Origin of the sequence: Sphingobacterium sp. UBA7625 (genome assembly GCF_002484085.1) — a bacterium.
GTDB lineage: Bacteria > Bacteroidota > Bacteroidia > Sphingobacteriales > Sphingobacteriaceae > Sphingobacterium > Sphingobacterium athyrii.
Genome location: NZ_DLJD01000028.1, coordinates 290,612 through 305,957 on the forward strand (window position 1 = coordinate 290,612; position 15,346 = coordinate 305,957).

The 15,346-nt window shown below is 43.1% G+C and carries 10 protein-coding genes; 8 read left to right on the plus strand and 2 right to left on the minus strand.

Annotated features, from left to right (window positions below; translation table 11 throughout):
* Positions 1–2: 2 nt before the first annotated feature.
* Both B4G94_RS12920 and B4G94_RS12925 read right to left on the minus strand, forming a co-directional pair.
* Positions 3–2,225 carry a TonB-dependent receptor domain-containing protein gene (locus tag B4G94_RS12920; protein WP_286859356.1) on the minus strand — a complete coding sequence of 741 codons (2,223 nt, stop codon included), beginning with the start codon at positions 2,223–2,225 and terminating at the stop codon, positions 3–5.
* A 133-nt stretch (positions 2,226–2,358) separates the two neighbouring features.
* Positions 2,359–2,808: a GNAT family N-acetyltransferase gene (locus tag B4G94_RS12925; RefSeq protein WP_286859358.1), complete on the minus strand. Its 450-nt coding sequence runs from the start codon at positions 2,806–2,808 to the stop codon at positions 2,359–2,361.
* Between the two features lie 337 nt (positions 2,809–3,145).
* Here B4G94_RS12925 and B4G94_RS12930 point away from each other — a divergent pair, with 337 nt between their 5' ends.
* The 8 genes from B4G94_RS12930 to B4G94_RS12965 all read left to right on the plus strand — a co-directional run bounded on the left by B4G94_RS12930 (position 3,146) and on the right by B4G94_RS12965 (position 15,210).
* Complete coding sequence (locus B4G94_RS12930; RefSeq protein ID WP_286859359.1) at positions 3,146–3,685, plus strand: RNA polymerase sigma-70 factor; 540 nt, start codon at positions 3,146–3,148, stop codon at positions 3,683–3,685.
* 84 nt (positions 3,686–3,769) lie between these two features.
* Positions 3,770–4,966, plus strand: a complete 1,197-nt coding sequence (locus B4G94_RS12935) for a FecR family protein (protein WP_286859360.1) — start codon at positions 3,770–3,772, stop codon at positions 4,964–4,966.
* A gap of 142 nt (positions 4,967–5,108) precedes the next feature.
* Positions 5,109–8,633, plus strand: a complete 3,525-nt coding sequence (locus B4G94_RS12940; RefSeq protein WP_286859361.1) for a TonB-dependent receptor — start codon at positions 5,109–5,111, stop codon at positions 8,631–8,633.
* A 10-nt stretch (positions 8,634–8,643) separates the two neighbouring features.
* On the plus strand, positions 8,644–10,599 hold the full coding sequence (locus tag B4G94_RS12945) for a RagB/SusD family nutrient uptake outer membrane protein (protein WP_286859363.1): 1,956 nt from the start codon (positions 8,644–8,646) through the stop codon (positions 10,597–10,599).
* A gap of 24 nt (positions 10,600–10,623) precedes the next feature.
* A complete protein-coding gene (locus B4G94_RS12950; RefSeq protein WP_165308552.1) occupies positions 10,624–10,977 on the plus strand; it encodes an Ig-like domain-containing protein in 354 nt (117 codons plus the stop codon).
* Positions 10,978–11,149: 172 nt separating this feature from the next.
* The gene (locus tag B4G94_RS12955) at positions 11,150–12,181 is read left to right on the plus strand and encodes a LacI family DNA-binding transcriptional regulator (protein WP_108635594.1); all 1,032 of its coding nucleotides are present in this window, start codon (positions 11,150–11,152) and stop codon (positions 12,179–12,181) included.
* Between the two features lie 158 nt (positions 12,182–12,339).
* Positions 12,340–13,797 (plus strand): hypothetical protein, encoded by a 1,458-nt coding sequence (locus tag B4G94_RS12960; RefSeq protein ID WP_286859367.1) that lies wholly within the window; start codon positions 12,340–12,342, stop codon positions 13,795–13,797.
* A gap of 18 nt (positions 13,798–13,815) precedes the next feature.
* Positions 13,816–15,210, plus strand: coding sequence for an alpha-L-fucosidase (locus tag B4G94_RS12965; protein WP_286859370.1), 1,395 nt, complete (start codon positions 13,816–13,818; stop codon positions 15,208–15,210).
* Positions 15,211–15,346 lie beyond the last annotated feature (136 nt).

Below are 15,346 nucleotides of genomic sequence, written 5' to 3' on the forward strand. Positions count from 1 at the left end.
TATCAATAATTAATCCTGCTATTTTCCTCCAAACGGTCATTGGCATGATCACTCTTAAGATTAGTTCTCTTTCCACTATGTAGTCTGTAAGAAAGATTGATCCCCACTGTTCTACTATCGTATGACTCCCGGTACCTACCTTCCATAAAATCACTATTAAAAATTATTTTAGGTCGGTTAGTCTTTAAAAGATCATTGGCATAAATATACAAAGTAAATTTATCTTGCAAGAAGGTTTTACGCAAACCAGAGTTTATCGCCCACAATGACGCAATAGTAGCCTGTCCTTCCGCAGTGGATCCATTCCAAAAACAGTTGACGTCCAGATTTATTTTAAAAGGCAGTTTTATATTATTTTGCAATTGCAAAGCAGGGGTCAATTGCCTGTTTCGATGGAAATCATTTACCGTCACCCATTCAAAATACCTATAGATCAGATTGCCATTAACCTGTATATTCCAATTTTGCAAAGGAGAGATACTGGTCGCATGGAGGCGTAATCCAATACCGGATGCACGCTTCAGATTCATAGGCATGACTACAGTCCGCTTATAATCATCCAAGTTATAGCTCTTGCTGATCGCGTCTTGCCGTAGGCTATAGAATAGCTGTAGCGAATAGGAATTTTTAAATAACCAAGTAAGCTCCATATTATTTACAAATTCGGGCTTCAAGGTCGGGTTTCCTCTCTCATACAAATAAGGGTCATTGACTTCAACAAAAGGGCTCAGGTCTTTAAAATTAGGCCGGTTGACTCTACGATGATAATTGAGCGAAAGCTTTTGTTTGTTTTCCAGCGCATAGGTCATTGTCAGATTTGGAAAAAAATTCTTGTATGATCTTGCGATAATAAGATCTGTACTTAGCTCATTTGCTGTCTTGCTATTAAACGCCGCATCCTCATAACGTAATCCCAGATCAATCTGAAATACCTCCGAAGCGCTGTAGCGCGCTTGCATAAAAAGTGCCTTTAACCTCTCCTCATGATCAAATGCATTCGTCAGATCAGGCCGTTTTTGCCAATTTTTGTTATTAAATTCCTGATAAAATGAATTTGTATGCATACCAACCTGAGTAAATTTGCCGCCAAAGGAGGCCGCAATATCTGGCCGGATATCGAGCATGTATTTCGACTGTATGGTCATAATATTTACCCTTCCTCCGGTCTCGCCGCTGAGTTCCTGCTGCAATGATACGGGAGATCCGTCCCCCATAAATTTATCCAAATTTTGTTCTTGTTTTTCGGCTTGTTTAAAGTGTTGTCGATCAAGATAATTTTCCCATTTTGATCCACCTGCAAATTGTACTGTAAAGTGTGCTCCCGTACTAAAATTTTTAAAGTTATGAAGCAGATCATTGCCTGTAGCAATGGTAGAGTCTGTCCTGGATCGGCTGTAAAAAGCTGAACCAACGGTTTCTTCCTTCGTTCTTTCCTGATCGGTGAGAAGCACATAGGTCCCCATTTTAATTTTATCGTTTGGCCTATAATCAAGGGCCGCATTATAATAATGATTGCTGTATTTTTTCTTTCTAATGGCATCCATATCCAATCTTATTGTTTCATTGGCCATATTGATGGTATTGCCGAGATATCGGGTTGAATTAACATCAACGAAGTCACTTCCCTTCGCATAGGAGTAGGTATTTGAAATATTCAACTTACGCATATTTGCCGCGACAGTTATAGTATGATAGTTTCTGTTATATCTGCCTTGCTCAGCGTTGGTCGAAAGAAAAACATCCATGCCATTTGAAGAGTGGTTAGTCCGTTTTAAATTGATAAACCTAGCATCACCATTGGCATCCATTCCAGCATCTGGCTGAGTAATAAGTTCGACAAGATCAAGTGATGAGGCCGGCATAGAACTCAAAAAGTTAATTAGATTCTCACCTTCAATAAAATTTGTCTTGCCATCAATCAACAGCTGTACCCCCAATTGCCCGTTTAAACTGATCTTACCGTTTGGTAAAACAGTTACTCCGGGCATTTTCCGCAGTAATTCCAAAACATTACCCGAGGAACCTATAGAATTTTTAGTCACTTGATAACTCAATTTGCCAGGAACAATTTTAATCGGATTGAATCGTCGTGATACTTCGACCTCACTCAGCTTTATATTCTTATTGGCCGTTGTATCCTGTAACAAATCGCCTATCTGCCCATAAGCTGCATCTGAAGCAAATAGCATAATGGCAAATTGCATATAAATAAATTTTTTAGTCATTATTCGTGTTCTTTAATTTACCACGAATGTATTCGCATAGCAGCGTTCGTCTAAATAATTTATTTGAATGGTAATATATGCAGGATGAGTGGTCAAAAGCTAAGAGAAGATGGCTTAGTAAGCCTAAACTCAGCTATCTTCGAAATTCCATCTGCATCGTATACTTATCTATTCCAGTACCAAAGCCATCGGGCAAAATATCCACAATGTGAAAGCCATTCTTTTTATAAAATTCTGCCGTATGTTGAGAGGTCTCAATTTTTATTTTTTTCTCAGGATACATTTCTTTTAACAGATCTATTCTAAACTGAGTCAACAACTTACCTATCCCTTGCTTATGGTATTTAACATCCACCATACCCCAAGCTAATCCAGCCTCATCATTGTTTTTATCAAAAAATATTCCGCCGCAGCCAATAAGCAGGTCATCAATTTTAGCCACATAGTAATGTCCATCAATTACGTGATCCAAAAAATTTTCAAAGAATTCCAATTCCTCCGCAGCAAAAAATTTAGGCAGATTACTTTTGAAAATTGCGATACAGTCCGCTTTGAAAGCCGGTGCGTACTTAACGATTTGCATAAATATTTTTTCTAATTTTCTTTTTTTGTTATTTGATCCCAATCTACAAAAGAATATTGACCTTCTTGGGTTCACTTCCGCTTTTCCTGATACTTTTAAAAACCATTGCTACATTAGGCTTTGTTGTTTCGCTGCCTTATATCTATGCATATGTACTTGAGCGGATAAAGGAAAATCAGCGAAGGGAATATTGATGCCTTCGGTTGATCCCAACACGACTATCTAAGTCTAATTTTCTACCGATTCAAAAACTTAGCATATTTTCCTATATTTATGCGATGCTCCAAGAGCTCCTGTTATGTCAATTTCTTAATACATATTAAATCACTTGGAAAATTTGCAGAGATCGCTACCTTATGATATTGAATCGCTCTTTCAGCAGTATTACAAACAGCTCTGTCTGTTTGCAAATAATATCCTTCATGACGAAGCACAGGCTGAGGATGTTGTACAGAGCTTTTTTGCCGGACTTTGCGAAGGGCGCAATACCCTGCCCCAGGAGGAGCATGCCCGAAAAGGCTATCTCTTTATCGCCATCCGAAACAATTGCCTCAAACAGATCCGGAGCGAAAAAGTAAAAAGCAAATACTTCGACCAACTCGATAAGGACATGATCGAAGAACAGACGATCATGGATGCCATGATGCAGGCAGAAGTTATCAACCAGCTGATGGAAGCGATCAACCAATTACCGCAGGGCTGCAAGCAGGTGCTGCACATGGCAATTTTTGAGAAACTCTCCAACGATGAAATCGCCAACAATCTGACCATTTCCATTAATACCGTCAAAAGCCAGAAAAAAAGAGCGATACAGCTCCTACGTACGCGTTTGGATAGCCGCATGCTAGCGCTCTTATTATTTTTACTTCCTGACTAATAATATTTTACGATTCTTTTTATTTTTCCTTCCATCCTTTTGCAGTCTTTGTGGCTCTTTTAATCAAACAGCCGATTGAAGAACATGAAGGACCACCAATTTATACTCGTAGATTACTTAGTAAAGCATTTTAGCGGAACACTAAGTCAAACAGATCTGCAGTCTCTCCAAAAGATCTTTGAAGATGATCCTACCCTGCGAGATCAATGGGAGCAATCCATCAGTCGGGGAGTCAAATCAAGTGATGCCCAGTTTTGGAGTAACCTGGACCTTGATCGGGCAAGAACAAAGATCTTAAACTACGAGCCGACCAGGGCAGCAATTCGGTCCGTAGGCAATGGCCGCCTACGAAACCTAAAAATCTATGTGGGCTTGGCCGCCAGCCTGCTCCTTATTATTGGTGCCGCACTGTTCCTGAATAAAACACAGCAGGATAAACAGATTGTCGCCGATCAGGTGTATCATTATAAAAATGATGTTTTACCAGGTGGACAGAAAGCCACACTCACCCTTTCCAACGGTAAGATTGTAGAACTTTCGCAAGAGCAGGCTACCCTGCAGGAACAACATGGTGAACAGCTCCGGATTACCGATGGACAACTGCACTATAAACCCAACAGTGCGCAGGCAGAACTTGCTTCGCTAAAAAATACATTGACAGTCCCCGCATCCGGGTTCTATCGCATGGTACTGCCCGATGGCACCAAAGTCTGGGTCAATTCAGCTTCTGAACTGAGCTATCCGCTAGCCTTCGGCAAATCAGTCCGCAAAGTAGAACTACGCGGAGAAGCTTATTTTGAAGTGGCCCATGAAAAAAATCGACCTTTTATTGTCACCACTGCTCATGGTGATATAAAAGTATTGGGGACAGCTTTCAACCTAAGAGCATACAACAGTGCATCATCCAATGTCACCCTGATCAATGGCAGCATCCAGCTGACCAATACCAATAAAACGACAAAACAGGTCGTTCCTGGACAAAAAGTTGAATTCAATGGCAACGACATGCGTGTCACACGGGCAAATATTGAAAAGGAAATTGCCTGGCAGCAGGGCTACTTTTACTTCGAGCACGACCAGATCCAGGATATTATGGAACAGCTGTCAAGATGGTATGATATCCAAGTCATTTATCAGGGGCCCATCACCAAGAAAACCTTTGGGGGCAGCATCAGCCGAAGCGTGAGCCTGGCCGAGGCATTGGAATTGATAAAACGTGGCGCTGGTGTTGAATTCGCCATCGACAAGAAAACCGTCACCGTCAAGAACAAAAACAAGTAAGACAAGCAATTATTAAAGGAGGACCTATTTATGATTTAGAGATTTACGTAACCAACCTTGGTGGTACCGCATCAGTCGATGCTAATTAAAGGTACCTAAGTACCTGAATGAAAAACAAAAAACCAATCTTATTGCTGAATATATGAATTACTTTATCAAATGTAAAGATTACCTGTTCGGGAGTCGTATGACCGAACCTAGCTTTGCACCCCTTATTTCAAAAAAAGTCAAAGCAACCCTATTTCTTGGTTTACTATTTACTTATGGCGTATACGGTAAAACGGAAGCCCAACAAGTCACCATGCATCTCAACAAAGGCGACCTGAAGACGATCTTTCAGGAAATCAAGAAACAAACCGGCTATCATTTCTTTTATGATGAAAGTCTCTTTAACGATCTAAGAAAGGTGAACGTCAACGTCTCCAACCAAAAGCTGGAAAACGTACTCAAAGAACTTTCGGACGAGCTGCCGCTTCAGTTTGAAATGCACAAGAAGCATATTATCGTCCTGCCAAGTGCGCCAAAAAATAGCGTTCAGGCCCAACAACAATACACTATTAAAGGCAAGTTGATTGCCCAAAAAGACGGTGCCCCCATTGAAAATGCAACAATCAGTTTAAACGGAACGAATACCGGAACGTCCTCTGATAGCAACGGAAACTTTACGCTAAAATCCACACTATCAGAAGGTAGCTTGACGATCTCCCACCTTTCCTTCAATTCACAGACTGTCAAATTTAACAGTGCTACGGCTGGCAGCTTAACCGTATCCCTAGTAGAAAATGACAGCGCTTTGGAAGAAGTTGTTGTTGTGGGTTTCGGTACACAAAAGAAGGTCAACTTAACAGGGGCTATTTCACATGTCGGCAAAGAAGCTTTTGAGAATCGTCCGGTCGCCAATATCGGCCAGGCTTTACAGGGCCTTGTCCCCAACTTGAACATTACCTTTGGCAATGGTTCGCCAAACAGTACACCGGGGTTTAACCTGAGAGGCGGTACGTCCATGAGTTATAATACGAATACAAAAGTTTTTGAATCCGTCAATGGCGACCCCTTGGTGATCATCGATGGTGTCGAGAGCTCCACAGGTGCCCTGAATCAACTCAACCCGAATGATATCATGGACATGTCTTTTATCAAAGATGCCTCTGCAGCTGCAATCTATGGTACAAAAGCAGCCTATGGCGTCATCCTGGTCCGCACCAAACGTGGGGAGTTCAATCAAAAAGGCAGGATAGCCTACAACTTCGATTCCAACTTTGATACGCCTTCTGGCCTTCCTGACATCCTCAACGCCTATGAGATCCAAAAATCAGGTATGGACCGAACACTATGGACAAATGGTAAACCCAACACATCGGATGAAAAAAGGCTGGAAATGATCCAAAAATATATGGATAATCCAACGCCTGAAAATGCTTGGTATCAGGAGGGAAACAACATCATTTGGGTAGCCAATGTCAATCCATTTGAGGAAGCGGTCAAAAAATGGACCCCGATGCAAAAACATACGCTTAACCTCAGCGGTGGTGCCGAATCCATTAACTACTATATTTCCGGAGGCTTACAGAATCAATCGGGTATGTATAAGATCAACACCGATAAATTGAAACGCTACAATGCCCTGATGAATATCAATGCCAAAGTGAATAGCTGGTTCAGCGTTTTTGGGAAAATAGGTTTTGACCAGACCAATTTCAACAGCCCTTATATTGTTGGCGGAAAGGGAAGCATCTGGTCTGCCATGATGGGCGAGACAAACAAAAACATCAATATGCCCATCCAAACGGGGCCAAATGATCCTTTGCCCAATACCTACACCGATAACATTCTTGCCTGGTTGAGTTATGGTGCTAACAACCAGTCCACGGACAGAAGAGTGTCATTATTGATTTCGCCCGAATTTACCCTTATACCCAATGCACTGAAACTAAAGGCCGACCTGAGCTATCAACCACAATCTTATAGCCTGAATCGGTATAGTCCAAAATTCAACCAAATAATAGATTCCTGGAAGTATTCCTCCCAACAAGCCGACGCAGGAGAGAATCAGGCTTATTTTGATAACAATAACACCAATAAATATTTGGTTAATATCTATGCTGATTACAAAAAGACCTGGGCCGAAAAACATAATTTTTCCACTGTCGTGGGATATAATCAGGAACAGACAAAATTTAATCAGATCACCAATAAATTCCGGAAACTGATCTCAGCAGATATACAAAATCCTGATGCTGCAGAGGATCCATCTTTGCATACCGTATCCCGAAATGCATATACGCTTGCCGGCCGTGCCGTATTCGGACGGGTGAACTACAACTATGCCGAAAAGTATTTCTTTGAGAGCAATCTGCGTTATGATGGTAGTTCCAAATTTACAAAGAATGATCGGTTTGTTACCTTTCCATCTTTCTCTGCTGGTTGGCGGATCTCGCAGGAGGGTTTTATGGAAGGTACAAGAAACTGGCTCAACGAACTTAAGCTGCGCGGAAGCTGGGGAAAATTAGGCAATCAGCCTTCCTCCATCTATCCTTATCAGGCAACAATGGAAACAGGAAAAGCTCCTTATCTGATCAATGGGGAACAGATCGTCTATATCAATCCGCCTGGCCTAGTTTCCCCTTATCTGACTTTCGAAAAGGCCAGAACCTGGAACATCGGTTTAGATGGTACATTGCTCAAAAACAGACTCGATGTTACCTTTGAGTATTACAACAGAAAGACCACGGATATCCTGACTGATGGCAGTGCCGCGTTCCCATCCGTTTTGGGTACGGTTGCACCTTTGGAAAATTCAGGGATACTGGAGACAAAAGGATTCGAACTTTCTTTCCTTTGGAAGCAGACGATTAACAATGAGCTCCGCTATCGTGTCGGTCTTAACCTCTCCGACTACCTGACCAAGGTACAGCATTATGCTTCTAATACGACCATGATGATTGTCAATCAATCAAACAGAGAAGTGATGTATGATGGGAAAACCGTTGGCGAAATATGGGGATACCGTACCGGCGGGATACTGCAGGAAAGTGATTTTGCCGGCAAAAATCCACTCAATGGCAACTGGATTTACAATGGTGCTTATCAGGGAACGGTATTTCCAGGCTATATCTGGTACCAGGATCTGGGCGGACCTGAGGGAATTCCGGACGGTAAAATAGATGCTGGTTTGAATACGCTGGCAAATCCGGGTGACCGTGTCGTCATCGGAAATTCCACACCACGTTATCGGTTTGGGATCACTGGAAATGTGCAGTACAAAAATTTCGATCTTGATTTCCTATTCCAGGGCGTACTGAAACGTGATATCTGGACTGGCTTATCGTCCTACTGGGGCGGTGGCGCTGGCTCAAAATGGATGTACGAAAGATCCTGGACTCCGGATCGTACCGATGCCGAATTTCCCATGTATGGCCTTTCGGTCGACGTTCAGGACCGATATCTGATCAACGGTGCCTACCTCAGACTCAAACAAGCCGTATTAGGCTATACCCTGCCCAAAGAGCTGACCAAACGATTTGGCGTCGAGCGGTTACGCTTCACACTGGCCGGTTACAATATCTTTGAAGTGACTAAAATACCAACAATTTTTGACGTCGACCAGATATCCGCCGATTATCCACAAAAGAGATCCATTGCTTTTGGTGCCCAAATTGTCTTCTAACTAAACTATTATGAAAAAGAACATATTCAGATTAATCCTGATTGGTGCAGCATCATCCCTCTTGCTGACCCAGTCCTGTAACGATAAATTTTTACAGCTAAGTCCCGAAACCGAACTATCGAAGGACAACTCATTATATACTGAAACCGAATTGACACTCTACCTGAATAACCTCTATAGCCGGTATATTCTAGGGCATGGTACGGTCTGGGCAGATGCCAAAGTCAATCCCAATGTGGTTGGCGGCAGCCATCTGCTGGCCAGCGATTTTATGACCGACAATATGGTCCGTTATGGCAATATCAGCAGTATCCTGGATAACACATTTATTCCGCCAAATGGAGGCGCTTCGGTCGACTGGACATGGGAAAATCTGCGCTCGGTCAATTATTTCATCCAAAACTACACAAATGCATTGCCCGCGGTCAATAATGACATTACCCGACTGAACAAATATATCGGGGAGGCGTATTTCTTTAAATCCATGGATTATTATCGCAAACTGATGTTGTTTGGCGATGTACCCTGGATTTCTAGTGATTTCAATATCGACAGTAAGGAATTGTTCAATCCTAGGGATAAGCGCAACGTGGTCGCTGATTCCTTAATGAAGACGATCGATATGGCCATTGCGGGACTGGAAGGCGTCACCGGCCGTCCCGATGGACGCATCAATCAGGATATGGCACTATTTTTAAAAGCACGGATAGGCCTGTTCGAAGGTTCCTTTCGAACCTATCACAACGAGCTATCCTTGCAAAGTACAGCAAAATCTTTCCTAGAAGCTTCTGTAGATGCCTGTGAAAAAATCATAGCCACTGGTCGCTATCAGCTCTATGCCACAGGCGACAGCCCTTATTGGAAATTATTTACGTTTAAAAAAGACCCAAATTCTGACGGTAATAAAGAGGCTATTTTAGCCAGGGTATACAACGGTACTGTGGTGGGCCATGCCACTCAACGGTATTGGGATCAGAACAACAGTGTCTCAGGCGGGCGACCAGCGGGAGGTGCAACACGTGGGCTTATTGACGAATACCTCTGTATTGACGGGAAACCGATCTATACCTCGGGCGCAGCTGGCAACTATACCTCCAACCCCCTATTCAAAGGATATGATGGCCTATGGTCCGAACTTGAAAACCGCGATCCGCGCCTGAAGCAAACCATTAATTATCCGGGTGAAAATCGATCCCTGTTTAACAGAACGGATGGAACCACCAGTCTCGAAAAAAATGGTATCACATACCCTAGACTATCCTACAATGTCAGTGGAGGCAGCACGGTAACCGGTTACCTTCCCATTAAACATTGGATGGGAGACCGTACCGAAAATGAAGCGACGACAAACGGACAACAAACGGCTATTGAATTCCGCTATGGAGAGGTATTGCTGATGTTGGCAGAAGCTAAAGCTATCCTAGGCACTTTGACTCAGAATGACCTCGATCGGACGATCAATCTGTTGCGCCAACGTGCAGGATTTGACTTTGCAAAATACCCCAGCAGCAAGCTCGAGCTTGGCAACCCGCCGGCAGACCCAAGGCTCGATGAAATCTACGCAACCAAACTGGATTACACCGTTAGCCCTATCATCCGTGAAATAAGACGGGAGCGTCGTATAGAAATGGTCTTAGAAGACCGTCGTTATGAGGATTTGATGCGCTGGAAAGCCGGCAATCTGATGACCGTTCCCCTGCGCGGCATGAAATTTACAGCCGAAAAAGGAAAATTATACGATGGTTCGCATACCGCCAAACCTATTATCGCCCTCAAAGAAGAAGTCAATAAAGACATCTTTTTGGATAATAATGGATTTATTATCGCATATCCGAGGAGTGCCACCATCACAAACGGCGTCGCATTATGGGCAGACTACCGCTACTATTGGCCATTACCTTTATATGACCTCACGTTGGACGGTAGCCAGCTGGTTCAGAACCCCGGATGGTTGGGTGCAAAATAATGAGGATAAAAAAGAAATAATATCATGAAAATTAGATCAAATATATACCTGTTGCTAAGCTGCCTGTGCGGAAGTTTAGTTTTTCATTCCTGCAAAAAAGATCTTGGTCCGATCAAAGACAATTTAACTGTTCGGGAGGCCGTAAATTCGGGGGGCTTTATGCAGATCCCTGTTAAAATCGGTACACCGCTCCAGATCAATCTGGCAGTCAATCCCGGAAACCGTACTGTAACAGACGCGACCTATAGCAACAAACATCCTGAAATTGCCACGTATAGCAATACCGGGCTGGTTACTGGCTTAGCCGTCGGCAAGGACACTGTCACCATACGATCTGGCGAACTCAATGTATGGTATATTGTCAATGTAACCAACTAAAAGCCAACGATCGACAAGCTCAAAAAATAATGGTAAGAGATGACCATGTGTTAATTAGTGTTTAGTTTAGACTATCAGGCAAAACCGCCTGGTAGTCTTCTTTCATATACCGGGATAGTACAGATAAAACTTTCAATAGGCCACCAATAGTAAATAAAAGCAATTCCAAAACATGAAAAGAATAACTATAAAAAATATTGCCAAGGCTTTAGGCTACTCTGTAGGTACCGTATCCAAAGCGCTCTCAAATAGTCACGAAATCAGCTCATTAACTAAAGTTAAAATTCAAAATTTTGCTCATGAGAACGGCTATCAATCCAATCAATATGCCAAACTATTGCGTAAGGGGCGAACAAATATTATCGGTATGATTGTTCCTTCGATCGGCAATCCATTTTTCTCGCAGATTCTCGAAGGTATTGAAAGAGAAATGTCAGAAACGGCTTATAACCTCATTATTATGCAGAGCGTAGACGACCCCCAGCTTGAATTGAAACATTTAGAAATGTTATCTAAAAAGGGGGCGGATGCTATCGTCATTGCAGCAACAGGAAATAGTATCTCATTAAAATATCTCCGAAAATTAAAAAATGAGGGCACCCCTATTGTCCTTATCGACCGGACCAATTACGATATAAATACGTATAAGATCGGAATAGATAATTTCAAAGTCGTTTACGAAGGTATTTCTCAGTTAATCAATCGCGGTAAAAGAAAAATTCTATTTATTTCCAATCTATCGCCAGGAACATCATCGGAGCGTCGGCGTGGTTATATCCAATGTCTACGGGATTTTGACATAGCTTATAATTCGAATTACGTACTATCGATAGAAACGAATAGAAGAAGAATAGATGTGCTGGACCAGCTAAAAAATCACCTCACACATTTCGTTAATTCAAGTACCCCGCCCCAAGCAATTTTTACCGCATCAGATCAACTTACCTATTTAACCTTAGAGGCTCTACATACAATCGGAATCTCCGTACCGGATCGTTTAGCCCTTATCGGTTTTGCTAATTTCCAATACACCAATATTTTTCAGCCGTCATTGTCAAGCATTGTACAGCCTTCGCGTGAAATTGGATCTCAGGCTTTCGCTATTCTCCATAAAATTTTGGACAGTTCGGACAACGAGATTGCAACACAGTACCAAAACATTGAATTACAAGCGTCTATCCTCACACGCAAATCCTCTGAATAAAGTATATCAATTGAAACGTTTTCGTAAGTTACGCAAACGTTTGACTTAAACGGAAATCGCTATAAATCAAAATATATTCTCTACTATAGATATGTGTTTTGGTTGCCCCTAAGTAACCAATACCCATTAACAATTATAGATTATTTATTTCAAAAATTATGAAAAAACCAACAAAAAGATGGATGCAAATCATTCAACGAATTGCATTGTCCACCACAATCCTAACACTTTTTTTCGCCTGTTCAAAGCCATTGTCAGAGCAAGGTACGACAGAAATCCGAAGGTCAAAGGCCTCCTCGAATGGCGTCATAGACACATCACTATCTAACCTTACATTTGTCACGAATCCGGTCAATCTCAATATCATTATGTTTGTCCCCACAGACAATCCAGCATTACCCGGCTACAAAACCCGGCTATCTCAGCTGTTTGTCCATTTCCAGGACTGGTTACATAATGAAATGGAACGCTATGGCTACAGCAATTATCTGGGCCTGGCAAAAGATTCCACCGGCCTGGTTAACATTATTGAAATTCCGGCGGCAGGAGCACAAGCGGACTATCCCTATAGCTCAGCTATATCAGCCGGTAAAATTATAAATGAGATCAATGCCTACAAAACCAGCCATCCGGGCCAATTTTCATCCAACAATCACTACCTGGTACTTTTGCCGGCGAGAACAGACGGCGATGGCAGCCAGCCATTCTATGGCTATGGAAAATACTGCTTTGCAGTGGACAATTCCTCCATGTCCGTCAATGGAATTCCGAATCCGAGCTCAAACTATCTCGGCGGTATGCTCCATGAATTGGGACATGGATTAAACCTGCCCCATAACCGTGCTAAATATGTCAGTGAAGAACCTACCTTGGGCACATCACTGATGGGAAGCGGCAATGTGAGCTTTAGCAAGGGGCTGCCTACTTTCCTAACGGGCTCTGATGCAGCAATTCTCAGCAGAAATGAAGTTTTTCAATCAGCAGTAGCAACAGCCAGTCCTTATCAGGCGCCCAGTTATACCGTACAACCTCAATTTGCCATTGACAACAGTCAGCAAAAAATCTTTATTACAGGAAATTATACTTCTAATTTGCCTGTGAGCGAGATATTGGTCTATATGGATCCAAACGTGAACAACGAAGGTACCGGGGCCAACAAAGATTACAATGCAGTCACATGGAAATTTGCGCCGCTTTCTTCGGGTAGCATCCAAGGAACCATAGACCTCAATGAACTTTATTACAAAGGCAATACACCTTACGAACTTAAAGTAAAATTATTACTGCAAAATGGATACACTACGTCCAATGTTTACGATTTCAACTATGTCAACGGACTCCTGACGACCAATCAAGATTCGGTGTATACCTATTCCAATGCCTCCTATGCCGGTGTGAAAGGAAGCTTTGGTAAAGGACAGTATACCACCTCGGATTTATTGGCAAAAGGCGTGACAGACAATAGCATCTCTTCCATTAAAGTTGGAGCCAATGTTAAAGTCACCTTATACAACGGAAATAATTTTACCGGCGATAGCCTCGTCGTTACATCTACGTCTTCCTATCTCTCTACGTTCAACGATAAAGTTTCATCCATGAAAGTACAAAACCGTTAGAAAGACCAAAGCGCTGAGATGAAGACATTACTTTTTAGAAAAACAAAAACAATCCTGCTTCTGCTATTTGCTTTGGCAGGATTGAACCTGTTTGGCCAGCCCGCTCCCTGGTTTACCAAGGACAAATTTGGGCTATTTCTGCATTGGGGTCTGTATTCGCAGACGGCCGGCGACTGGGACGGACACCCGACCAAGGGGGGTGAACATTTTATGCTCTATGAACGGATCCCGGTCAAGACCTATGCGAAGATCGCCGATCAGTTTAACCCGACCGCCTTCGATGCCGACCGCTGGGTGCAGATGGCCCATGATGCCGGGATGAAGTACATTGTAATTACCGCCAAGCATCACGATGGTTTTTCGATGTACAATTCGGCTGTCAGTGACTATAATATCGTCAGGAGAACCCCCTGGGCCAAAGACCCCATGCTCGCGCTCGCGGCGGCCTGCAAGAAGTACGGGTTAAAGCTCTGCTTCTATTATTCCCTGGGCCGCGATTGGGCAGATCCCGATGTACCGACCAACTGGCCGACCAAAGCCGGCCGCAGCAATACTTGGGACTATCCCGATGAAGATGCCAAAGACCTGAACAAGTATGTTGAAAACAAAGTCAAACCGCAGCTTCGTGAACTGCTGACCCAGTACGGCCCCATCGGTATTATCTGGTTTGACACACCGGAACTGATTACCAAAAAACAGAGTCAGGAGATTCGCGACCTGATCCACTCCATTCAACCCCAGTGCATTATCAATAGCCGGATCGGGAATGGTCTGGGCGACTATGCCGTGGTCGAGCAAACCTTGGTTTCAACGGCACGAAAGGATTGGGAAGCCTGCATTACGATGAGTGAAAATTGGGGTTACAACCGGCATGATCAAAAATGGAAAAGCCCCGAATTGCTCGTCCGTAACCTGATTGAAGTAGTCAGCAAAGGCGGCAATCTGCTGCTCAATGTCGGTCCGAAAGGCGACGGCAGTTGGCCGGTGGAGAGTGAGGAAAACCTACAGGCGATAGGCGCCTGGATAAAGGTCAACGGCGAAGCCATATACGGCAGCAGCGTCTGGAACGGCAATAAGGAAGTCGCTACAGCGCAAGTGGCAAAAAAAGAATCCGACAAAGATAAAGTCAGCATGAAGGACGCTGTCAATGATGCAACCCCAAAAGAAATTGTATCAGACTATCGTTTTACGCAGAAGGATGATGTTGTTTATCTCTTTGTGCGAAGTCCGGCATCAAAAGCGATTGCCATTCCGGAACTTGCCAAAGACAAACTTGTGATCAGCTCGATCAGCCTCCTTGGCAGCCCGTCAAAGGTGAAATGGACGCAGGACCAAGATACGCTAGCACTTGTGTTACCAACTGTCAAAGACCCGAGTATACCGATTTATGTGTATAAGATTGAACCAAAATAAAGCGTGTAAAATTTTACCCCTTACACAAGCAGATTCCCGGCATATCCATGCCGGGAATCTGTTATCTACAGGAGCTCCTGACTGAAATCGGCATTGATGGTATCGCTGTTTCTTTGAACAATAAGGAAGCCTATGT